The following is a 22,186-nucleotide window of genomic DNA, read 5'->3' on the forward strand; positions in this document are numbered from 1 at the left end:
GGAGTATGGCCCATAATGACCAGTCCCCTCTCTCCTGCCGCCCGCAGCGATCTTCTTGCCCGGGGATATTCCCGACGCAGCTTCGGCCGGATTGCCACTCTTCTCGCAGCAGGTGCGACTGCACATGCCCTGACGAATTCGGCGAAGGCCGCCATCCTTCCGTCAGGTATCAATTTCGAAGGCATGACACGCCTTGGCAGCAATGAATGCTGGACGGGCCCTTTCCCGGAAGCTGCACAGGCTGGCGCGTCCTCCGTGTTCCAGAGCAACCGCTATGATCCGACCGGGCATATGCGCGACGATCTCATCAAAGCCGCGTCGGACGTCGAGGGGATTCCCCAGACCCATGTCATGACATGGTGTGGCTCATCCGATCCCCTCGCCCGTGCCATCGTCACGTTCTGCTCGCCTACCCGTGGTCTTGTTACGGCAGATCCCAGCTATGAAGCGGGATGGGTTGCGTCGGAATGGCTGAAAATCCCGCTGGCCCGTGTTCCGCTATCCGCAAAGAACGGATACCGCACGGATGTGCGCGCCATGCTGGCCGCCGACCCCAATGCTGGTGTGTATTATATCTGCTCTCCGAACAATCCGACCGGCACCCTGACGCCGCTGCGCGACATTGCCTGGCTGGTCGAGCACAAGCCGAAGGGCTCGGTCGTTCTGGTGGATGAAGCGTATATCCACTTCTCCCATGCCCCGAGTGCTGTCGAACTCGTCAGCAAGAACAAGGACGTGGTTGTCCTGAGAACATTCTCCAAGATGTTCGCCATGGCGGGTATGCGGCTTGGCCTGACATTCGCCAGACCCGACCTGCATGAGAGCATGATGCGCTATGATGGCAAGAGCGCGACCGCGATGCTTCCAGTGCCGGCCATGGCCTGTGGCACGATGAGCCTGACCATGAAATCCGCCATTGATGCGCGTCGTCAGGAGATGATTGCAGCCCGGAACATGACGTTCCAGCATCTGCGTAAGCGCGGTATCCATTTCATTCCGTCAGAGGCCAACATGTTTGTCATCGACTGGAAGAAACCGGCAGAGCCCATCAAGGACGCCTTCCTGCAGCAGAAAGTCGTGATCGGGCGCTCCTGGCCGATCTGGCCGAACGCTTCGCGGATTACCGTGGGCTCGATGGACGAAATGAAGACCTTCTGTACGGCTCTGGACCAGATCATCGCCTGATCCGGTCCAGCCCTGCCGTATGGGTCAGCCTGCGGCAGGGAAATAACGCAGGGCCCGGAGCAGGGCCTTCGCCCCGTCCGTTTTCGTCAGGGCCACGCGCTCCAGCAGTGTGTCCTGACGACGCAGACGTGCTGCCAGAATGTGGCACAGTTCAACGATAACAGCCGCTTCCAGTCGCATCCGGCGGTCGCGGATGAGATGCGGCAAAGCCCTCGCCTGCCTGTTGAGACTGTCAACGCCATCGAGCATCCGGTTAAAGACGCGCCGGACGCCCGGCTTGCTCCGGATCAGACGCAGATCGTCCACGCAGACGCCTTCTTCTTCCAGCCAGGGCCGCGGCACATAGCATCGGTCGAGGTCCTTCAGGTCACCTGCAACATCCTGAAGATGATTGACGATCTGAAGCGCGGAGCACAGTGCATCGGATGGAGCCAGCGTTTCCTCGGCTTCCCCATGCAGCAGGAGGAGAAAGCGACCGACGGGGTTTGCCGAATATTTGCAGTAATGCAGCAGCTCGTCCCAGCTGTCGTAGCGGGTTTTTTCCGCATCCATGCAGAACGCTTCAAGAAGATCCGTTGCCGTATCCAGCGGAACGCCTGTCCTGAGCAGCACGTCGCGCAGCTTGACCGCGGTTTGCGCGTCGGCGCGCTGCGGGGCCGTGATTTCTCCGCGGATCACGCCGGCCATTCCTTTGAGCCGGGCGATCTTTTGATCCGGCGTCAGTTCGGTTGTGTCCACCATGTCATCCGCGACGCGCGCGAAATTATAGTAGGTATGGACGTAAGGCCGGAGCCGCGGCGCAATCAGGAACGAGCCAACGGGAAAGTTCTCGTCGGATTTGCCTTTGGCAGAGGTGACGTCTTTCGTCCCCCAGATGCTGTCTGTCACGATGTTTCATCCGTATAGGAACGATTTTTCCAGCGCACGCCCACCCCTCGGTGATGGTCAATGGCCGAGCCGATGGTTGCCGCCATGTAGAAAGCCGCAACGAATGGCAGAGGAATGGCACGCCACAGCGGCAGGCCAAAACGGCGGAGTGTCGGCACGAATGTCAGGCACGAAACCAGATAGGTCAGAAGCCCGACCCGCCGTTCACGTCCCTTGCCGAACAGGGCCAGATAGGCCGGCAGGAGCCAGATCATGGCCATACCGATGATCGTTGCGATCAGAAGAACCGGCGAATGTCGCAACTGCACGTAGGCTGTGCGGGCAATCATCTGCCAGACGTCCTTCATGCCGCGATATGGCCGCACGGACCATGCCAGCGCACTGTGACCCAGATAGAGCCGCCCGCCCGAACGCTTCACATGCGCGGCCAGCGTGCAGTCATCGATCAGGGCGCCGCGCAGGGCGGCGATCCCGCCAATGCGCTCCAGGGCCCGCCGCCGCAGGAGAATGGTGCCCCCCGCTGCGCCGGCGATCCGGGAATGCTCGCTGGCAATCCGCGAAAACGGATAGAGCATCGCAAAGAAATAGACGAAAGCGGGGACCAGAAAACGCTCTGCGCTGCTCTCGCAGTTCAGGGCCACCATCTCCGAAACGAGATCCAGATCATCTTCCCGAGCCTTGGCGACCAGAGACGCCAGATGACCCGGCGCATGCATGATGTCCGCATCGGTCAGAAGGATGTAGCCATAGGGGCCGATCCGCTTAAGGGCTTCCTGTTCGCCCTGCTGGACGGCCCAGAGCTTGCCGCTCCATCCCGCAGGGCGCTTTTTGCCCGGGATGACAGTCAGGCGCTGGTGCGGATCGGGCAGAGCGCGTGCGATGTCACCTGTTCCGTCCGTGCTTTCATCATCAACGAGAATGACGGAGAGACGACCGTCATAATCCTGTTCCAGAAGCGAGGTCAGGCAGGCCTGAATGGACTCCGCCTCGTCACGCGCCGGCACCACGACGGCGACATCAGGTGCGGATGCTGGTGTGGGTTTCTGGGGAAGAATGGGGCCTTTCTGCCAGAACTTCCCGTGAAACAGCGAAAGATAGATCCAGGCTCCCAGACTGGTCAGTGCAGTTCCGAACAGCATTATTTCATCCGTCCGTGCTGACGAAACCAGGCAATGGCATCTGTCACGGCATCGCGGGCCGGGCGCGGGGAATATCCGAGTTCTTTCTTCGCCTTGTCGGACGAGAAGAACATGAGCTTCTTGGACATGGCCAGCGTCTCACGGGTTACTCGGGGCTCAATGCCGAACCCGCGTGCAAGCCATTCGGACACAAGGGCCACAGGGTAAAGCCAGGACTGCTTGAGCTTTATGCCGGGAGGCTTCACACCGGCGATCTGGCTGACCATGCGGAACAGGTCACCCAGCATGATGTTCTCACCGCCGAGAATGTATTTCTCACCGATCTTTCCCCGCTCAAGCGCCAAGGCGTGACCTTCCGCCACGTCATCAACATGCACGATGTTCAGCCCGGTTTCGACATAGGCTGGCATGTTTCCGCTGGCGCAGTCGAGGATCATTTGCCCCGTTGGCGTCGGTTTGATGTCTCTCGGGCCAACCGGGGTGGAGGGGTTCACGATGATGGCCGGAAGGTTCTTTTCGCGAACCAGGCGGAGGACTTCCTGTTCGGCGCGGTATTTCGAAAGCTTGTAGATCCCGATGACCTGGCTTTCGGAAACCGGCGTGGTTTCGTCCGCCGGCACCCCGTCGCTGCGCAGTCCCAGAGCCGCAACCGACGAACAGTAAATGATCTTTTCGACCCCTGCTTCCATGGCGGACAGCATCAGGTTGCGCGTGCCCTCCACATTGGCCTTCATCATGGTTTCCGGATCCGGAACCCAGAGTCGGTAGTCGGCCGCAACATGAAAGAGCGTTTTGACGTTCTTCAGCGCCGGGATCAGCGTATCCGGGTCGGAGAGGTCGCCTACGGCAATCTCTGCGTTGAGTTCAGCAATATTTGAACGGTCGGATGTCGGGCGGACGAGAAGCCTCAGGCGGTGTCCACGTTCTTCCAGGACGCGGGCGACGGCGGAGCCGACAAACCCGGTAGCCCCCGTAACGAGTGTGACATCGTTCATGGTGGCAGTGTCTCCTTGGGTCATCAGCAGATGGTTGCAATTTATGACAGCATAATCCCCTCGGCTTTTCGGGGAAAGCGTCTGCAAGGGTGGAATATTCACCCTGTGTGCGATAGAGCGTGTGCAAACGGCATGTGACGAAGACGTTGAAAAAAACTCTCCCAGTTCTCCTTTCCCTTCTTGGGGTGGCCCTGTTCACCTTTATCGCGGCCAAGGCGGGTATCCATCCCGTCATGGAAGCGCTCTCTAAAGTCGGGGTCGGCGGCTTCCTGCTTCTGGCGGCCTTCCAGCTCCTGATCGATGTGGGCCTTGGAATTGCATGGCATGCAGCGGTGCCGATGCTGGGCGTACGACGCCTGATCGGAGCACGTCTGGTTCGTGACAGCGCCGGGGCATGTCTCCCCTTCTCCCAGCTTGGCGGAATGGTCATTGGTGTCCGCGCCACACTCGCCGGTGTTGATCCGCGCACCAGCGAAGGGGAAGAGCTGCACTGGCCGGAAGGCGTAGCAGCCAATCTGGTGGACATCACGACAGAAGTGCTGGGACAGATCGCCTTCGTCCTGATCGCCCTTCTCTGTCTGATCGGTCATCATGGTGCCGGGAAATTCGTCTGGCCACTGATTGGTGGCATGGTGCTGCTGAGCTTGGGTATTGCGGGCTTTATCTGGACCCAGCATCGCGGCGGCGCCATGATCCGCAGAGCCGCGGCTTTTCTCGGGCGCCATATCGCATCGGAATGGCGTGCTGCCCTGATCGGCAATACCGAAACCTTCCAGGCACGACTCGAAGACCTCTGGAGCCGTCCGGACAGGATTTCCCTCGGCGCATTCTGCCACCTGCTATGCTGGATGGGTAGTGCAGCCATGACGTGGCTGGCCCTCCAGCTTCTCGGGGCCCATGTCGGATTTTTCTCCTCCGTCGCCATTGAAGGTGTGGTCTGTGGCATCATGTCGGCCGGTTTTCTCGTGCCGGGCGCTCTCGGCGTGCAGGAAGCCGCGTATGTCGCGCTGGGCATGATCTTCGGGATTGATGCCCAGATTTCCCTCAGTCTTTCGCTTCTGCGCCGTGGACGCGACATCCTGATCGGCATTCCGGTCCTGCTGGTCTGGCAGATCATTGAAATGCGTCGCCTTCGTCACGAGCGCAACGGCTCTGCGAAGAAGAGCGAGCCCGCTCCTGCGCCCGCCCGGAAGAAGGTTATTGCTCCGGCTGTGACGGCGCTCGCTGGCAACATCAAGAAAGAAGCGACGTCTCGGGACGGCAAGAAGCCCGACGACAATTCCTTTGTCACGGCTCCAAGAGTCCTATGACACCACTTTTCAGGTCTCTTGCGGTTATTGGTCCGGGCCTCATCGGATCATCCGTCCTTCGCCGTGCCCGGGAAACAGGCACCATTGCTGAAACCCTGATTGCAGCGGATACAAGTTCCCGCGTCCTTGAGCGGGTGCGTGAGCTTGATATCGCCGATGTCACGACAGCTGATCTGGCTGAGGCTGCGCAGGCGGACTGCGTCATGATCTGCGTGCCAGTCGGCGCGGTGGAACAGGTTGCCCGGCAGCTTCTTCCGCATATGAAGTCAGGCAGCATTCTGACGGATGTGGCATCCGTCCGCGGTCAGCTTGGACCGAAGATCACGGCGATATTGCCCGAAAACGTGGCTTACGTCCCGGGGCACCCGATGGCGGGAACGGAGCATTCCGGCCCGGATGCGGGCTTTTCAACGCTGTTCGAAGATCGGTGGGCACTCCTGGTACCGCCCGAGGGCGCAGATCAGAACGCCATTACGACGATCGAGAAGCTCTGGACGCTGTGCGGCGCCCGTACGAAGATCCTGACTGATGACGAGCATGACCGGATCTGTGCCATGGTCAGCCATTTGCCGCATCTGCTGGCCTTCACGATCTGTGATACGGCCGACAATCTTTCTGATGAACTTCGTGCCGCCGTGCTGGATTATGCAGCCTCGGGTTTTCGCGATTTTACACGGATTGCTGCTTCGGATCCGGTGATGTGGCGGGATATTTTTCTTGCCAACCGCGAGGCCCTTCTGGGCACGCTCGACAGGTTCGTAGCCGATACGCAGGCGATGGCGGATGCGATCCGTAAGGGCGATGAAGCCGGTATCATAAGCCGGATCGAGCGTGGACGTGCGATCCGGCGGACCCTGATTGAAAACCGTCAGGCCTGATACGGAATATCATTGCTGCGGGAGCATGCTCCCGCAGCAGATAGGGATTCAGGCCGTGACGACCCGCAGGGTGTTCGTGCTGCCGGAATGACCGTATGGCAGACCTGCCAGAACCAAAACATGGTCGCCCGTCTTGCAGAACTTCATGCTGCGCGCCAGATCGGCGGCCGGGCCAGCAAGGTCCTCGATGCCGTGAGCCGTCTGCTCACGATCCACGACATGCGGGAATGTTCCCCACACGACGCACAGGCGCCGTGCGACGTCCAGTTCCGGCGTCAGAGCGATGATCGGGCAATGGGGCCGCTCGCGGGCCATGCGCATGGCCCCGCCGCCACCACGCGTATGCGACGCAATGGCGCCTGCATGCAGCGTCCGGCTGACCTGCCAGGCGGCCTGAACAATTGCGCACTGAACACTCTCGTCCGGTACGGGACGCAGACGGTCCATGCGGATACGCCATTCGTGATCCTGCTCAACCCGTGCCGCAATCCGGGCCATCATCGAGACGGCTTCAAGCGGATATTTGCCTGCTGCACTTTCGGCTGAAAGCATGACCGCATCAGCACCATCATAAACGGCATTGGACACGTCAGAGACTTCGGCCCGGGTCGGGGTCGGGCTTTCGATCATGCTTTCCAGCATCTGTGTTGCCACGATGACCGGACGGCACTGCTTGCGGGCTTCGGCAATGGCACGCTTCTGGGCAACGGGCACCTCCTCCGGCGGGAGTTCCACGCCCAGATCGCCACGAGCCACCATGATGGCGTCCGACAGATGCACGATGGCCGCCAGATCGTCCATGGCCTGCGGTTTCTCGAGCTTCGTCACGATCGCTGCGCGACCTGCTGCGATCTCGCGGGCTTCCTGAACGTCTTCCGGGCGCTGTACGAAGGAGAGCGCTACGAAATCCACGCCAAGCGACAGCGCGAAATCGAAGTCACGGCGATCCTTCTCGGTCAGGGCCGGAATGGGCAGGGTGACGTCCGGAACATTGACGCCCTTGCGCTCGGAGAGCTTGCCACCGATTACGACAACTGTTTCGAGAAAACCTTCCCCGACATTCGTGACGCGCAGCTTGAGCTTGCCATCATCCAGCAGGAGATGGCTTCCCTGCTTTGCAGCGGAAATAATTTCAGGGTGCGGCAGACAGACACGCTCGGTCGTGCCCGGTGTGCGGTCCAGATCCAGACGGAAAGGCTTGCCTTCCTCAAGAATGACCGGACCGTTTTCGAACACACCGACGCGCAGTTTCGGTCCCTGCAGATCTGCCAGAATGGCCAGTGGATGACCGACCTTCTCTTCCGCAGCCCGGATGGCGGCGTGACGCTCACCATGGTCCTCGTGCGCGCCATGGGAAAAATTGAGGCGAAAGACGTTCACGCCTGCCTGCGCAAGGGAAAGAATCATCTCGGGCGAGGATGAGGCCGGACCCAGAGTAGCGACGATCCGCGTGCGGCGGTGATGGGAACTGGATGTCATATACGGCGTCCTCGATCGAAAAATCAGTTTGGTTGAATCGTCTCGCCGGGGAGCAGTCCCCAGAAAAGACGGCGTGGCAGCCAGCCTTCGTAGCCTTTCACGCTGACACGGCACCATTGAGAGTTCTGCGGGCACAGCTTGATATTGCCGACTGTTCCCTGCTCAAGCACCGCGATGACGCTGCTATCTTCTTCCGGATGGCTCATGAGGAGCACATCATTTTTATGTGCTCGTGCTTCTTCCTGGGTAGCGACACGGGCGAGAATACGGGCATCGGCCTTACCGATATGGTCCCCTGCCTGCGCACTGGCCTCTCCCGCCTGCGCCTTCACACCTTCGGGAGGAAGGCCGGGGATGACAAAGGTCCGGCTGCCATAAAGCGTTGCCTGATGGACCCAGCCTTTCTGGCCGTCGGAATCTTCCACAAGCCGCCAGACATCGAACTCACGCTCAATTTCCACAGGCAGGCCACGGCGATGATAGACCCAGTCGATCGGATACCGGTCTCCGGGACCACGACGCATATAGACCTTGTCGGCCCTCAGTGCGGCATAGCGGGGCAATGGCAGGCCCGTATTGCTGCCCTTGTCCGTATTTTCGGGTGCAGGCGGAGCTGCCGGGGTCGCAGGCTGGGCCGCTGCCCCTGCCGCGGCACCGGCCGCACCGGCGGCCGCGCCGGCCGCGACTGCGGGAGCGGCATGCTTCAGGGCGGAATGATGCGCTGCCTTGTGCTTTGCGCCTGATGTCGCGGGTTTCGCTGCTTCTGCCTTGTGATGTTTTTTGGCAGGCGCATGCTTGTCTGCGGTTTTTTCGGCCGTTTCCCCATGCTTCTTGTGGTGATGGGCAGCCCAGGCGCCCGGAGCGGCGAACAGGACCGTGCCGGCCAGAAGCGCGCGAAGAAGAGCGGAATGGCCTTTGGCAGGACGCAGAGGGAAGACAGACATTCTCATGAGCGCATCCCTGCCAAGGGCCGAGAGTTTCGGCAAGTCATCAAAACGGGAAAGACATCTTAAAATCGTATGTTTGGGGGCAACTTACAGCGCAAGGATGGGATTGTCTCCCGCCAGTTCGAGAAAGCTGACAATTCCCGCAACTGAAACACCGTCCAGAAGGTCCGCTGGAGACAGCGAGGCCAGTTTCAGGCCGGTCTCACAGGCCATCACGTCTGCGCCGAGTTCCATGACGGCACCCCGGAGCTCACTGAAGCCCGCTACGCCGTGGGCGACGAGTTCGGAGTCAGGACGCACGCCTTGAAGCGCGGACCAGTCCTTCGCAAAAGCCAGTACACTGCGTCCTCCGGCAAAGATTGTGACATTCCGCCCAAGCGACAGGCCTCCAGCTGCGACGATGAGCGCATAATGGGCACGCTGCCATGAATCGTCGCCCAGCGTCAGGAACATGGGACAACTCATGCCAACGAGCCCTTTTCATGATGGGCCGGACAGGACGGGTCCCGGTGCAGCACGAAGCTCTGTAACGTGCCTGACAGGGCGTCCCACATGGACACGCGTGTCTCGTCCCGACCTTCCAGTCCGATGATCTCCCGCACGACTTCAACGGCCATCAGGCTTCCCATGACACCGGTTGCCGCTCCCAGAACGCCTGCCTCTCCACAATTTGGAGCGGATGTCCGCGCGGCGTCGGGAAACAGGCAGCGATAGCAGGGACCGCCTTTCTGGGGACGGAAAACAGCAAGCTGTCCAGAAAATCCCTGCACTGCGCCTGAGACCAGAGTACGTCCATGACGGACGCAGGCGTCGGAGACTGCCAGCCGTGTGTCAAAATTATCCGTGCCGTCACAGATCAGGTCATAGTGCGGGACGAGTTCATCCAGTGTCGTCTCCGTCGCCTGCATTGGATAAGGGCGGAGCTCCACCAGCGGATTGAGCGCTGCAAGCCGGGCTGCGGCCGCTTCGACCTTGGGGCGGCCGATATCGTCCGTGCCGTAAAGAATCTGACGCTGGAGATTGCTGAGATCCACCCGGTCATGATCGATGATCCCGATATGCCCGACTCCTGACGCGGCAAGCTGCTGAAGCAGCGGGACGCCCAGACCACCGGCTCCGACCACAAGAACGGCGGCTTTTCGCAGTCGCGCCTGTCCTGTCGCTCCGACCTGAGGCAGAAGAATGTGGCGGGAATACCGCTCCAGTTCCTGATCGGAAAAATTCATGTCCATGACATGATGATAATTGCTGACTTTCACGGGTGAAAGACGTTAGCGTCACTATCATCCATCACTGTCCTGGTGTCTCACAGGACCCGAACAGAGAAGTCATCATGAAAAACGGTTTTCGCAGGGTCATGCCGCGCGCATGGCAGGGACTTAAAGTCAGTGCCGGTGCTGTTCTGGCAGCCTATGCGGTGTCGCCATATCTGGCTCTGTGGGATATCGACCGGGCGATGAGCGGGAACAATCCATCACGCCTTGCTCCGCATGTGGACTGGGCGTCGCTAAGTCATTGCCTGAAAGAACAGTTCACGCCCGCAGCGCCAGCTGATGACGATCTTCCGGGTTTTGGAAGTTCATTTGCGGGTCAGGTTGTCTCGAATGCGATCGACACGCACCTCACGCCAGCCACGCTAATGACGACGGCCCATCAGGTGATGCCTCACAGTGCACCAACAGCGAGCTGGCTTGGGATGTGGCATTCCATGCACGCCCATTTCGTCAGCGCGGGTAAATTCGAGGCGAGCCTGGACCAGCCGGGACAGACACCGTTCGTCCTGCACATGAAGTTTGAGCACTGGGGCTGGAAAATCACGCGATTCGAGATGCCTGCTCCGGCTCACGCCGCCTGAAAACTCAGGCGGCCGGAAGGTCTTCTTCCAGAACCGTGATGTGGATGGCGTAGGACACTTCGCCCTCGTCCTCGTCACGGTGCACCGTGCCGATCACTTCCCCAGCTACGGCCAGTTCAACGCTCATGCCCTTGCGGCTGGGCTTGTTGACGGTCAGTTTCGGAGAGCCCAGCAGGCGCTGGAGCGTGGTCTGGAGGCGTGTCACCTCGGATGGAGTCATGTCGGCCATTGATGGCATTCCTGTGCTGCAAGGGAACTGCCCTGTAACCCATCATCCGGCACAAAGGAACCCGCCTCCTCTATCCCCGTCCGGGATGGTGTTGTAGAAACAGGACACTTCACATCTGATTGTGACCTGTTCGTCATGAATTGTTCCGGGTCTGCAGTCTGCTCCCCCTGATGCGCAAAGGAGACATGATGCGCCCGGTTTTCACACGGATGGTCGTTGCCCTGACGGCGACCGCGGCCCTCTCGGGATGTGGCTATTTCGATTCCCGCAGTGCTCACAAGGCACAGTACGAAATGGTTGGCATGACGAGCTATGATCTTCAGGCCTGCGCCGGTATTCCGGCTTCCACGAAGAAGCTGAACGATACAACCGAGATCTGGCAGTATGACGGAAGCAAGGCTCTTCCGACGATGCCATCGGATTCCGGTTTCATCCCTGTCCAGTCTGCCATCCGCATCTACCAGTCTGCATTTGGTGGCGGTGGGACGGCATGCCGCATGCTGGTCCGCATGGATCATGACCGGGTCTCCGAAGTGCATTACACCGGCAATGACGACGAATATATCGGAACAGACGGCATCTGCTCCATCATCACCCGCGGCTGTGCCCGTCAGCGTGAGTCCACGATGCGTCGTGTGAATGGTGGCCCCTTCGGTCCCGTCTCCGGTTTCCATCCGCCGCGTACGCCGGCGCAGAGTGGGACAGCTACCTATTCCGACCAGTCCGGGAAATACGTTCCCAAGTTCACGAACGACGATACGCAGCCGGTTATCCAGCCGGTCAAGTAAGCCTCAAAAAAGGCCGGGATGGTTTCTATCCCGGCCTTTTTTTGTCAGCTGTTGATCAGGTTTTTCATTTTTCGGACTGCGGGTCCGAGACCATCGAAAATCGCCTGTCCGATCAGGAAATGTCCGATATTGAGCTCGGCAAGGCCGGGCAGCGCGGCAACAGGCCCGACATTGGCATAGGTCAGTCCATGCCCGGCATGGAGTTCCAGCCCACATGCCGCGACGGTGTCAGCCGCCGCCTGCAGGCGCTCCAGTTCATGCGCGCCTCCATGCGCATAGGCCCCGGTATGAAGTTCCACCACGGGTGCACCCAGAGCCGCCGCAGTCTCGATCTGACGGGCATCAGGGTCGATGAACAGAGAGACCCGGATTCCGGCGTCTTTCAGCCGGGCAATCCGGGGTGCGAGGGCCTCCCGCTGTCCTGTGACATCCAGCCCGCCTTCTGTCGTGACTTCCTGACGTTTCTCCGGAACCAGACAGCAGGCATGCGGACGCAGGTCGCAGGCGATCCTGACCATCTCATCGGTTGCGGCCATCTCGAAATTCAGCGGGGCGGACAGAGCCTTAAGGCGCGGCATGTCTGCGTCCCGGATATGCCGGCGGTCTTCGCGCAGATGGGCTGTGATCCCGTCAGCGCCTGACGCAATGGCGAGTTCGGCGGCCTTTACGGGATCCGGAAATGTGCCGCCCCGGGCATTTCGCAGTGTGGCGACGTGATCGATATTTACTCCAAGACGGATCATCACCCTCTCCTTTCCCGATAGAGACTCATTTCGCCAGCCAGACGGATGGCGGCCAGAAGGCTGGACACATCGGCCCGGCAAGAACCTGTCACAGGCCCTGCAATATCGAAAGCGGTGCCATGATCCGGTGACGTGCGGATGATCGGCAGGCCAAGGGTCACGTTCACGCCTTCTGCCATATCGAGCGTCTTGAGCGGAATGAGCGCCTGATCATGATACATGCAGATCGCGGTATCATAATTTGGCCGGGCATTGGCGCTGAACATCGTATCCGGCGGCAGAGGACCCTGACAGTTGATGCCCTGAGCCCGAAGCCTGTCGATGGCGGGCTGGATGATTGTTGTTTCCTCGTCGCCCATCATGCCATGTTCGCCGGCATGGGGGTTCAGTCCCGCAATCGCCAGCCGGGGTGACGAAATGCCGAAATCCCGCTTCAGAGCTGTATTCGCAGCCTTTGCCACACTCACGATGCGATCGGTCGTCAGCGTGTCCAAGGCCCGCCGTAGCGACACATGAACCGTCACGGGCACGACCTTGAGCTGTGGTGAGGCCAGCATCATGATTTCTTCCCCGGGACAGTCGCAAAGGGCCGCCAGGAATTCCGTATGCCCTGGATAGGGGAAGCCGGCAGCAGCCAGAACATGCTTGGCGATCGGGTTTGTCACCACACCACCGGCCTGCCCTGCGAGCGCATATTCAACCGCCAGACGGATGCTGCTGATCGTCGCCTCGGCGTTACGGGAGTTTGGCTGCCCCGGGACGACATCCGCTTCACAGAATACCGGCAGGACAGGCAGGCTGTCACTGAAAACGGCGCCTGCCTCCTCTGGGCTATCGATGCAGCTGACCGGAACTGCACTTTCCACCAACCGTGGATCACCCAGCCAGAAAAATGTTCCCTCCCCCGAAAGCCGCAGCCTTCGCCATGCCTCGACCGCGAGTTGAGATCCGATCCCGGCCGGGTCTCCCAGCGTCAGGGCAAGCGGTTTCGGGGTTTTCATCGTCAGCCTGCGTCTGCCAGTGCCGCAAGCACCCGCACCCATGAGCGGATACCTTTATGGAAGGAATCCAGTCCGTACTGTTCGTTCGGAGAATGGATCCGGTCGTCATTCTGGGCAAAACCGATCATCAGGGCATCCAGTCCCAGTGCATCCCGGACTTCACCTGCGACCGGGATGGAGCCACCGGAGCCCACGGTTGCGGCGGGGACGCCCCATTCATCCGTCAGGGCTTTCAGTGCAGGTGTCAGAAAGCGGCTGTCACGGGAGACTTCAAAGCCCGGCGAACCGCCATGGCCTGTGAAGGTCACGTGAGCATCAGAAGGCAGGGCTGCACGGATATGGGCGCGGAAGGTTTCACGGATGCGGTCAGGGTCCTGCCCTGGCACAAGGCGGAAAGACACCTTTGCCATGGCCTTTGCAGGAAGAACCGTCTTGAACCCCTCGCCTTCATAGCCGCCGGAAATCCCGTTGATTTCACAGCTTGGGCGGCACCATGTCTGTTCGATGGCGCTATAACCCTTTTCGCCAGCCGCGACCGACAGCCCTGCTTCTTCCAGCAGGGACCGGTCATCGGGAAACAGCTTGCTCCACTGTGCCCGCGTCGCAGGCGCCGGATCCTGGATGCCATCATAGAAGCCGGGCAGCGTTACGCCTCCTTCCGCGTTCCTCAGCGTTGCCAGGGCCTGACAGAGAACGGCAATCGGGTTGGCCGCAGCATTGCCATACAGACCGGAATGCAGGTCATGGCTGGCGCACTGGATGACCACTTCCTCAGCCATCATGCCGCGCAGGGATGTTGTGATTCCGGGCGTTTTGCGATCTGCCATGCCCGTATCACAGACAAGCGCCACGTCTGCTTTCAGCTCGGCCGCATTTTCCTTGAGGAACGGGAGCAGGTTCGCACCGCCACATTCCTCTTCACCTTCCAGAAGAACACTGACCCTGACCGGGAGTGAACCCGTTACCTGTTTCCAGGCGCGGCAGGCTTCCAGGAAGGTCATGACCTGACCCTTGTCGTCGCTTGCCCCGCGCGCGACGATGACCTTGCGACCTGTGGCATCTTCGACCAGCCGCGGCTCGAAGGGAGGCGCGTTCCACAGCGCTTCCGGGTCCGTCGGCTGGACGTCATAATGGCCGTAGAACAGGACGTGCGGTCGATGATCCTTATCCCCTGCAACCCCTTCATGGCCAACAACCATCGGATGCCCTGGAGCAGCCCAGTGGACGTCCCGGATATCAGCCGTCATTCCGAGCTCTTTGAGTTCCCGCTGCATCCACTCTGCCGCTTTCCGGCAATCTGCTGCATGTGCAGGCTGGGTGGAAATGCTCGGAATGCGGAGAATTTCGAAGAGGCGTGAGACCGAAGCGTCGAGATGAGCGTCGACATTCTGGAGAACGGTATCAAGTTTCTCGGAAGTGGCAGTCATCTTGTTTTCCATATTCAGTTGCCTGAGGCCGGAAGGCAGCGCGAAAATTTTGACAAACTGGCTGTCGTCCTCGCGCGTCGCCTCATGGCCATTGTCTTTTTCTCAATCAATCACTGCTGACAGTCATCCGACGGGGCTGAAGTCGGATCGGAGCCGGAGCAAACCTGGCGTCGGCCTCGGATATCTTGTGATGACGCAGCGGTACCGTCGAAGCTGCAAGAGGCGTGGTTCCAACTGCAACGGAGAGAACCTCTTTCAGTCCGTCATAAAAGCCGGAATGGGCGGCTTCATCGCGCATCCGTTCCTGTACATCATGGCTGATCGTATCCCACAGATCCATGTCCGTATACAGACGGATTATGGCTTGAGCGAACCTGTTTGGATCACAAAAACCGCCCGACAGACACATTTTCCCGTCTTCCAGGCCCAGCGTCTGACAGACAGTTTCCGAGACCACAGCGGGTAACCCGGCCGCGGCCGCATCCAGCACCTCACGGGGCGCGGCTGCCAGCACACGCGACGGCTCGACAAGAATGCGGCGCGATCTGTAGAGCGCCTGCAAATCGGTCTCGTCCGGAAAAGCTTCCAGCCGCCGATATCTCGTGAATGCAGAAAGATCGATCTTCTCGGCCCGATAACCTGCCAAAAGAACAGTTGCTTCCGGCGGCAGGTTGCGATCCAGTTTTGACAGGACCTCATGGACAAACCAGTGCAGGCCATCATGCACCGCATCGCCACTGGCATGGACAGGCAGAACAAGCAGGATGCCAGTACGTTCACTGAATGAGGGAGACAGAACTGTCGGAATGGGAGGTGCGCCCAGCACACAGACATTGGTCAGGCCAAGCGTTTGCAGATTGGCCTTTTCATCTGCTGTACCGACGACCACGGACTGTGTCAGCCAGGCCTGATCGATATCAAGTTCCAGATCATCGAGAAGGAGTTCGCGATTGTCCACCGTCCCCACAAGTCTGCGGTAATAGGATTCCGCAGAATGACTTCCGTGGACGTCCACCACCATTCCCAGTCTGGGCAGGCACTTTGCGTGGTTTTGCAGGATCGGGCCTGTACGCTGAAGTGTTTTCGTACTGCCGATCCAGACGTAGTCGAAGCACCCTGCGCGTTCCTGCAGAAAATCCGGCAGTTCGGACAGGTCACAATCGTCCATCAGTTCGATGTCCGGCGGAAAATCCAGAGCTGTAGCGACACAGTCATGGAGGCTTCCATCCAGCGGGAAAACGGTCACCTGATATCCGAGCTGGCTGAGACCGATCATCATATCGCGATGCCGGAGATAAGGTGTGCCCAGAACGGTATGGGGCAGTCTTTCGCACAGGAACAGGATTCCCGGCGAACCGCATGCAGACCGGGCGCGCATGATATTGGTGCCTGGCAGCGGCTGTCTCGACAGCAGTCCTGCAAACCGACGTTTCAGCCAGGATTTATTGCGGACACGCAGTTCCGGGGCGATTTCCGGTTCTGCTGCCGACCGGTCGAGCACATCCGGATCATACAGGATTTTACCACCGGCCTGACGCAATGAGCAGCAGATTGCGAGCATCTCGGCTTCCGGGCCGATACAGACAGGATTCAGCTGGCTGTGTTCACGCAGGGCAAGGCGCCGGCAGAACAAAAGTCCACCGGTAAAGCCGTTCACCCATCGCCGGAACGCAATTTCAGGTTCGTTGGCCCGCAAGCCCTTCCCGAACGGTGTGAAAGTCGCGTTTCTCCACAGGACGCTGCCCGCTTCCCGAACCTTGCCGTCCAGTCCCAGAGACTGGCCACCCACCGCCCAGATTTCGGGATCTGCAAATGCTTCCAGAGCAGTTTTCAGGCTTCCGGGAAACGGCTGGACGCCGGCTGGAAGCAACAGGACAATGTCTGCACGCGCAAGTTCAAGTCCGAGCCCGATCTGTTCGGCATGGGTCGTGCGATAGGGCGGCCGTATAATGTGGATCCCACGGACAAACCGCTCGATCTGGGCCGTTTCATCAGTGGATCCTGCGTCGATCAGAACGATCTGCAGGCTTCGGTCGCTGTTCGCATAAAGGGCAGCAAGGGTGGAGAGTGTTTCCTGAAACTGGTTTGAGACCGGTATGATAACAGTCACGTTCGGCAGGGTCACAGGACGGAAATCCAGTGGTTCCCGCACGAGTGAGGGAATAAGCGTCTGTGCTCTGTGCAAATCCAGCAACTGGCACTGCTTTTCCGGAATCTCTGCTACGGTCTCTTCCAGCGGGTTTCCCTGGGACTGGATCCAGAGCGTAAAGATGTCAGGGATGTCCGGACGGCGGAGCTGGCGCTGGATACCGCTTCGCCTCAGGAAGCTGGCCAGATCGACGTCGGCCTGAGGCTGGCGCTGTTCGGTGATACCAAAACGGACGAAATGTTCGTATCCGTTCCGGAAGCCACCCTGAGCAACGATATTGCCCACATCCGGATATTTTTCGGCATAAAAGGCTTCGCTGAACCACGGATTGGGATCGTAAGCTGTCGGATTGCCATTGGTCAGATAATGGTGAAGCGGGCTCTGATATCTGTTGTTTTCCAGAGCCTCCGCAACATCCGGGTAGCGTTCGAGGTACCATTTCGGATCGAAATACCAGGAACTGCGCCGCCTCCCAGCTGCCGAAAACCGGATGAACTGAACAAAATCACCGATCCCGAAATCATAGTGCTGTCTTTCGGCCATGCTGGCGGACCGAAAGACCTCAGGATCGAAGAAAGCGTGGGACTTGCGGTGTTCCTGATCGCCTATCGCAAGATAATGGTCATAGCCATTACAGAACCCCTGCGATGCAAGGACATGCGGGCTCAGATCCGGATTACAGCTGAAGTAGTTTTCTTCGGAAAAAAGCCAGTGCGGCGAGCGGCTTCGGAAACCGCTTTCGCAGTAATGCAGGAAGCCACTGTCGAAAATCCCCAGACTGATGCCCTCGCGGACATCCGGGTTCTGGCGCAGATACCATTCCTCGTCGAAAAAACGGTTGGGAGACAGCCCGGCTCTGGCTCCCTTCTTTTTCCAGTGACGTTCCAGTCCTTCGTCGCTCAGATCGAGTTCCGAAGCTTCTCCGCTCTCCTTGGCTTCCTCACGCAGGCGCAGTCCATAGCGGGTGCGGTACCATTCTGCATCAAACGCTGCCCAAAGGGGCGGCCGATCACCCGCAAAAGCCGGGGATGCAAGGATATGATCTTTCATTGATGCTGGGTCCCTCTGGAGCTGCCTGCAGAACGGATATGCTCTTTACCGCTGCTGTGCCCGTCGGCTCTGCCAGAGCGCATGAAAGTCTATGGGCTGGATGTTGGGAGACGGAAAACCGGCCTCACGGACGGTATTCAGCATGGCGCTGCGTGCCGGGGGAACAGGAAGCGCGGAGCTTCAACCAGCAGCAGGGGTTCAACCGCTTCCTGCGGAATACGTCCTGTCAGACCGAACAGCCCTGCATAGGCCAGGCTGATTTCATAGAGGACCTTCGGATTGGGAGCCTCCTGTGTAGGGGCGTTCTCCAGACCCTGTGCCCGGATGACAAGGCTGACTTCGAATGTTGGCTGATCTCCGAGCTGGCGTCCCGTAACATCAACCGTCATTCCGATATGAGGCTGTGAGGGAAGATCCCTATAGACGTCCGGGGTGTTCTGCACATCAATGGACATGGCCCGGAGATACTGCGAACCAACGATGAGAGATGAGGAAGAAGGCTGGGAATCTGTAACATCCAGGCCTTCGGAACTGCCTGTCACGGTGTCGGTATATGTTTGATCCATTGGCTTGCATCCTCATGCGGTCATCAAATCATTCATTTCGTATTGCACTGAAATGCAAGGAAATGTGGCATCAGGCAGTCTGTCACGATGTTTGTGTTTTGACCAGCGGGGCGATTTTCAGATGAGCCTGCCACGCAGCATTCCCAGTGCCGGAAGTGGCCTCCAGTTTCGTGGAAGATCCGCACGTTTTATCTTCTCGATCCGGTATACAGGGACGTCCTGTTTTTCGGTCCGCAGAAACACGCTGTAGGCACTGACCTGCCCGACACGCCACTGTCGGTCCGCCTCAGCCTCCTTCTGTGTCGTGTAGATGTTCGCGATGACCGTGCGTTTTCCCTGCGACGCAAGAACGGCCCAGAACGTATCACTTTTCGGAAGAGCCGGACGTAATGGAATGATTTCAGACACCGCGATCCCTTTCGGTGATACGTTGGGAATGATATCGCCATCCTGCGCAATGTCAGCACCGGCGCATGATGCCGCCTGCACAGGACATCATGATTGCTGACAGGGAATCAATCTTCCTGCCCGCACGTCTTGTTGCGCTGCAGGTAGCACGATAGGACCATGTTTATGCTCAGACTGCTCATCCTCGTCGTTCTTCTCGCGGTCCTGATCGTTTTTGCCTTGAGCAATACGGATCTGGAACCCATCTGGCTTGTGTCTTTCGGCTGGCATCTGTCCATCGGGACGCTCGTGCTGGGTGTTGGCGTTGTCGCCCTTCTGTTCGGCTTCCTGATCGGCCTGATCGGTGACATGCAGCAGCGTTCGCGCGCCCGCCGCGCCGAGCAGCATGTCCGCACGCTGGAGAGCCAGCTTGTGGAGCTTCATCAGCGTCTGGATCGCCTTCAGAACCCGGTTGGCACCCCCCTCCCCGGCACGGTCCCGGTTCAGCCAGAGCAGAAGGTCTGAGCGCCAACATGTTGCGTCGTACAAAACTCATTGCTGCCCTCGATACGGCATCCCGATCCCAGACGCTGCATTGGGCAGAAAAACTCAAAGATGATGTCGACGCCATTAAACTGGGGCTCGAATTTACCTATGCCTGCGGGCTGGATGCGGTGAAGACGGTCTCTGAAGGGCACAAGCTGTTTCTTGACCTGAAACTGCACGACATTCCCCACACTGTTGCATCGGGCCTTTCTGCTCTTGCTCCGCTCCGCCCGGCCCTCACAACGATTCATGCCAGTGGTGGTACGGAAATGATTGCCCGTTCCCGGGAGGCTCTCGAAAGAGCATTTCCGGACGGAACGGAACGTCCGAAACTTCTGGCTGTTACGGTTCTGACCAGCATGAACGCCGCCGGCCTTCAGGAAATCGGCGTTGATGCCACACCTCAGGAGCAGGTCGTCAGGCTCGGAAAGCTGGCCATCAGGGCCGGTGCGGATGGACTGGTCTGTTCGGCCCATGAAATCGCGTCTTTGAGGGATGCGCTGGGTGATGCTCCCGTTCTGGTTGTTCCGGGCATCCGGCCTGCTGGCACTGCCAGTGATGATCAGAAACGCATCATGACGCCTGCACAGGCCGCCCGGGCGGGCGCAGACTGGGTCGTGGTAGGCAGGCCCATTACAAAGGCGGCTGATCCGGTGCAGGCCGCCAGAGCGATCATGGATGAACTGGCTGGCGCATGATGACGGGTGTCAAGATCTGCGGCATTCGTGACACCCGAATGATGGAGCTCTGTGCGCGCCTGAAGGTTGATTGGGTGGGCTTTGTTTTCTGTGAGGCCTCCCCCAGATTTGTAACTGCTGACGAGGCTTTGGCTCTCCACGACAGCGTGCCAGTCTCGACTGAAGGCGGTCCTTCCCGCGTTGGTCTGTTTGTAAAGCCGGATAACAGGCTGATCGAACAGACCTTGAAAAAAGTGCCCCTGGATGTTCTCCAGATTTACGACACACCAGCGCGCAGCCTGGAAATTCAGTCGCAGTTTGGACGTCCTGTCTGGCGAGCCTGTGGCATTGCCAGCCAATCCGACCTCCCCACTGATCCCCGACTAGCAGGTTACGTTATTGAAGCACCGCAACAGGAACAGGACTGCCGCCCTGGAGGGCTTGGTCGTACGTTCGACTGGTCCCTGACCCGGAATTGGACACCTCCGTCGTTCTGGATGCTTGCCGGGGGACTGAATCCGCTAAACGTCCAATGCGCCATACAGGAAAGCCAAGCGCCGGCAGTAGACGTTTCCTCGGGCGTTGAGTTGTCACCAGGCCATAAATCTTCCGAACTTATTGAAAAATTTGTCCAGAATGCCCGAAAGGGACTTGATCTGACGCGGAAGCTCTCGTAAACACCGCCTCGCTCGACAGGAGAGATGGCCGAGCGGCTTAAGGCGCACGCTTGGAAAGCGTGTGTACGTTAATAGCGTACCGTGGGTTCGAATCCCACTCTCTCCGCCAGCGATACCCTCAACATTAGTGACCGTTATTGGCCGAGGGAAGCCAAATCTGCCCTTTTCCTCCATCTGGTTTGTGTCCATTAATGACAAGAACAAACCATGAACTGAAATGTGAATGGGGGTATCGGTGCTGACAGACGTCGCCGTACGCAAGGCCGCACCGAAAGAATCACCGTATAAGCTCAGGGATGCGCAGGGTCTCTATCTGCTGGTAAAGTCGAACGGGACAAAGCTCTGGCGCTTGAAATATCGCTTCGAAGGCAAGGAAAAGGTTCTGTCTTTCGGTGCGTATCCCAAGGTCAGCCTTATCAATGCCAGGCGCGCGCGGGAGATATACCGACGAGATCTTCAGGTTCCAGACCTGTTAAATACAAAATGCCGCAACCGCATCTAGGCTCAGGACTGATAGCCAGAAGATGATGGTTGCAGCGAGGCAGATTGCCGAGAAGAATACGGTGGGACATCTGTCATAGCGTGTTGCGACCCGTCTCCAGTCCTTGAGCCTGTCGAACATGATCTCGATACGGTTGTGTCTTTTGCATTTCCGCTTGTCATATTTTATGGGTTTCCGTCCCGGAATGCAGGGTTTGATCCCTTTCTCCTCTAGGGCATCCCTGAACCAGTCAGCATCATAGCCTCGGTCTGCCAGCATCCATTCATCTGGTGGGAGACCGTCCAGAAGGGCAGCCACACCGGTGTCATCACTGATCTGTCCTGCTATCATGAAGAAGTCGAGCGGACGTCCGATCCGGTCGGTGACGGCATGCAGCTTCGTATTCATCCCGCCTTTGGTGCGCCCGATCAGATGACCTGGAGCCCTTTTTTAACCGCAGGCTAGAAGCTGTGCGAAGTGCTTTGAGATAGGCCGCATCAATCATGATCGTCTGAGGCTCTGCCTTGCCGAGAGGGTCTTGTGTGGACCGTATTCCCGGAATGCATCATGCCAATGCGGACCATTTCTGTTCACGAAAATGATCCCACTCAACACACGACGGTCATCAACGCGAGGTTTGCCATGGCTCTTCGGGAAAAAGGGCCGCAGACGCTCCATCTGCCATCTTCAGTCTCCTCAAGGAGCCTGAATCACATCCGGCCACTCATATCAATGAGTCCTGAGCCTAACGCGAGTGTCTATTACGTAGACGTTACATATTCGGATCAT

The 22,186-nt window shown here is 58.9% G+C and carries 22 protein-coding genes, 1 tRNA gene and 2 pseudogenes; 10 read left to right on the top strand and 15 right to left on the bottom strand.

The window, feature by feature from the left end:
- The first annotated feature begins 15 nt into the window (after positions 1-15).
- Positions 16-1,185 (top strand): pyridoxal phosphate-dependent aminotransferase, encoded by a 1,170-nt coding sequence (locus ACJ2A4_RS01855; RefSeq protein WP_408873384.1) that lies wholly within the window; start codon positions 16-18, stop codon positions 1,183-1,185.
- A gap of 24 nt (positions 1,186-1,209) precedes the next feature.
- Here the strand turns inward: ACJ2A4_RS01855 and hpnC are convergent, their stop codons facing one another.
- From hpnC to hpnA, 3 genes are read right to left on the bottom strand one after another with little or no spacing between them, the layout of a single operon-like run.
- On the bottom strand, positions 1,210-2,073 hold the full coding sequence (gene hpnC / locus ACJ2A4_RS01860; RefSeq protein WP_408873385.1) for a squalene synthase HpnC: 864 nt from the start codon (positions 2,071-2,073) through the stop codon (positions 1,210-1,212).
- On the bottom strand, positions 2,070-3,212 hold the full coding sequence (locus ACJ2A4_RS01865; RefSeq protein WP_408873386.1) for a glycosyltransferase: 1,143 nt from the start codon (positions 3,210-3,212) through the stop codon (positions 2,070-2,072). The genes hpnC and ACJ2A4_RS01865 overlap by 4 nt, the downstream gene beginning before the upstream one ends.
- Complete coding sequence (gene hpnA / locus ACJ2A4_RS01870) at positions 3,212-4,207, bottom strand: hopanoid-associated sugar epimerase (RefSeq protein ID WP_408873387.1); 996 nt, start codon at positions 4,205-4,207, stop codon at positions 3,212-3,214. Before hpnA ends, ACJ2A4_RS01865 begins: the two co-directional genes overlap by 1 nt.
- Positions 4,208-4,341: 134 nt before the next feature.
- Between hpnA and ACJ2A4_RS01875 the strand changes: the two genes are divergently transcribed.
- Positions 4,342-5,517 (top strand): HpnL family protein, encoded by a 1,176-nt coding sequence (locus ACJ2A4_RS01875; protein ID WP_408873388.1) that lies wholly within the window; start codon positions 4,342-4,344, stop codon positions 5,515-5,517.
- A complete protein-coding gene (locus ACJ2A4_RS01880; RefSeq protein WP_408873389.1) occupies positions 5,514-6,395 on the top strand; it encodes a prephenate dehydrogenase/arogenate dehydrogenase family protein in 882 nt (293 codons plus the stop codon). Before ACJ2A4_RS01875 ends, ACJ2A4_RS01880 begins: the two co-directional genes overlap by 4 nt.
- A gap of 48 nt (positions 6,396-6,443) precedes the next feature.
- Here the strand turns inward: ACJ2A4_RS01880 and pyk are convergent, their stop codons facing one another.
- From pyk to ACJ2A4_RS01900, 4 genes are all read right to left on the bottom strand, one after another.
- Positions 6,444-7,874, bottom strand: coding sequence for a pyruvate kinase (gene pyk, locus ACJ2A4_RS01885; protein WP_062510514.1), 1,431 nt, complete (start codon positions 7,872-7,874; stop codon positions 6,444-6,446).
- Positions 7,875-7,897: 23 nt separating this feature from the next.
- Positions 7,898-8,824: an SH3 domain-containing protein gene (locus ACJ2A4_RS01890; protein WP_408873390.1), complete on the bottom strand. Its 927-nt coding sequence runs from the start codon at positions 8,822-8,824 to the stop codon at positions 7,898-7,900.
- An 84-nt stretch (positions 8,825-8,908) separates the two neighbouring features.
- Positions 8,909-9,274, bottom strand: coding sequence for a hypothetical protein (locus tag ACJ2A4_RS01895; protein ID WP_408873391.1), 366 nt, complete (start codon positions 9,272-9,274; stop codon positions 8,909-8,911).
- An 8-nt stretch (positions 9,275-9,282) separates the two neighbouring features.
- Positions 9,283-10,053 carry a HesA/MoeB/ThiF family protein gene (locus ACJ2A4_RS01900; RefSeq protein WP_408873392.1) on the bottom strand — a complete coding sequence of 257 codons (771 nt, stop codon included), beginning with the start codon at positions 10,051-10,053 and terminating at the stop codon, positions 9,283-9,285.
- Between the two features lie 101 nt (positions 10,054-10,154).
- On the opposite strand from ACJ2A4_RS01900, the gene ACJ2A4_RS01905 reads away from it, so the two are divergent.
- Positions 10,155-10,676 carry a DUF2939 domain-containing protein gene (locus ACJ2A4_RS01905; RefSeq protein WP_408873393.1) on the top strand — a complete coding sequence of 174 codons (522 nt, stop codon included), beginning with the start codon at positions 10,155-10,157 and terminating at the stop codon, positions 10,674-10,676.
- Positions 10,677-10,680: 4 nt separating this feature from the next.
- Here ACJ2A4_RS01905 and ACJ2A4_RS01910 read toward each other — a convergent pair whose 3' ends face one another.
- Positions 10,681-10,905, bottom strand: coding sequence for a DUF3126 family protein (locus tag ACJ2A4_RS01910; protein ID WP_011253749.1), 225 nt, complete (start codon positions 10,903-10,905; stop codon positions 10,681-10,683).
- 188 nt (positions 10,906-11,093) lie between these two features.
- Between ACJ2A4_RS01910 and ACJ2A4_RS01915 the strand changes: the two genes are divergently transcribed.
- Positions 11,094-11,693: a hypothetical protein gene (locus ACJ2A4_RS01915; RefSeq protein ID WP_408874070.1), complete on the top strand. Its 600-nt coding sequence runs from the start codon at positions 11,094-11,096 to the stop codon at positions 11,691-11,693.
- 44 nt (positions 11,694-11,737) lie between these two features.
- Here ACJ2A4_RS01915 and ACJ2A4_RS01920 read toward each other — a convergent pair whose 3' ends face one another.
- The 6 genes and pseudogenes from ACJ2A4_RS01920 to ACJ2A4_RS01945 all read right to left on the bottom strand — a co-directional run bounded on the left by ACJ2A4_RS01920 (position 11,738) and on the right by ACJ2A4_RS01945 (position 19,118).
- Entirely contained in the window at positions 11,738-12,436 is a 699-nt protein-coding gene (locus tag ACJ2A4_RS01920) for a pyridoxine 5'-phosphate synthase (protein WP_408873394.1), read from the bottom strand.
- Positions 12,436-13,437, bottom strand: coding sequence for a 4-hydroxythreonine-4-phosphate dehydrogenase PdxA (gene pdxA / locus ACJ2A4_RS01925; RefSeq protein ID WP_408873395.1), 1,002 nt, complete (start codon positions 13,435-13,437; stop codon positions 12,436-12,438). Before pdxA ends, ACJ2A4_RS01920 begins: the two co-directional genes overlap by 1 nt.
- A gap of 2 nt (positions 13,438-13,439) precedes the next feature.
- Complete coding sequence (locus ACJ2A4_RS01930) at positions 13,440-14,864, bottom strand: M20/M25/M40 family metallo-hydrolase (RefSeq protein ID WP_408873396.1); 1,425 nt, start codon at positions 14,862-14,864, stop codon at positions 13,440-13,442.
- A gap of 106 nt (positions 14,865-14,970) precedes the next feature.
- Positions 14,971-18,063 carry a glycosyltransferase gene (locus ACJ2A4_RS01935; RefSeq protein ID WP_408873397.1) on the bottom strand — a complete coding sequence of 1,031 codons (3,093 nt, stop codon included), beginning with the start codon at positions 18,061-18,063 and terminating at the stop codon, positions 14,971-14,973.
- Positions 18,064-18,108: 45 nt separating this feature from the next.
- Positions 18,109-18,629 (bottom strand): annotated as a pseudogene (locus ACJ2A4_RS01940) (protein-export chaperone SecB).
- 117 nt (positions 18,630-18,746) lie between these two features.
- Positions 18,747-19,118: a hypothetical protein gene (locus tag ACJ2A4_RS01945; RefSeq protein WP_408873398.1), complete on the bottom strand. Its 372-nt coding sequence runs from the start codon at positions 19,116-19,118 to the stop codon at positions 18,747-18,749.
- 84 nt (positions 19,119-19,202) lie between these two features.
- On the opposite strand from ACJ2A4_RS01945, the gene ACJ2A4_RS01950 reads away from it, so the two are divergent.
- The 5 genes from ACJ2A4_RS01950 (at position 19,203) to ACJ2A4_RS01970 (ending at position 21,418) form a co-directional block, all read left to right on the top strand.
- Positions 19,203-19,541 carry a LapA family protein gene (locus ACJ2A4_RS01950; protein ID WP_194259941.1) on the top strand — a complete coding sequence of 113 codons (339 nt, stop codon included), beginning with the start codon at positions 19,203-19,205 and terminating at the stop codon, positions 19,539-19,541.
- A gap of 8 nt (positions 19,542-19,549) precedes the next feature.
- Entirely contained in the window at positions 19,550-20,260 is a 711-nt protein-coding gene (pyrF, locus tag ACJ2A4_RS01955) for an orotidine-5'-phosphate decarboxylase (RefSeq protein WP_408873399.1), read from the top strand.
- A complete protein-coding gene (locus tag ACJ2A4_RS01960; RefSeq protein ID WP_408874071.1) occupies positions 20,260-20,916 on the top strand; it encodes a phosphoribosylanthranilate isomerase in 657 nt (218 codons plus the stop codon). Before pyrF ends, ACJ2A4_RS01960 begins: the two co-directional genes overlap by 1 nt.
- An 18-nt stretch (positions 20,917-20,934) precedes the next feature.
- A tRNA-Ser gene (locus ACJ2A4_RS01965) sits at positions 20,935-21,025 on the top strand.
- A gap of 114 nt (positions 21,026-21,139) precedes the next feature.
- A complete protein-coding gene (locus ACJ2A4_RS01970; protein WP_408873400.1) occupies positions 21,140-21,418 on the top strand; it encodes an Arm DNA-binding domain-containing protein in 279 nt (92 codons plus the stop codon).
- Here the strand turns inward: ACJ2A4_RS01970 and ACJ2A4_RS01975 are convergent.
- Positions 21,389-22,075: pseudogene (locus ACJ2A4_RS01975) on the bottom strand (IS5 family transposase). The gene ACJ2A4_RS01970 and the pseudogene ACJ2A4_RS01975 sit on opposite strands and share 30 nt — an antisense overlap.
- Positions 22,076-22,186: the final 111 nt, after the last annotated feature.

It is taken from the genome of Gluconobacter roseus (assembly GCF_046058915.1).
Classification (GTDB): Bacteria; Pseudomonadota; Alphaproteobacteria; order Acetobacterales; family Acetobacteraceae; genus Gluconobacter; species Gluconobacter roseus_A.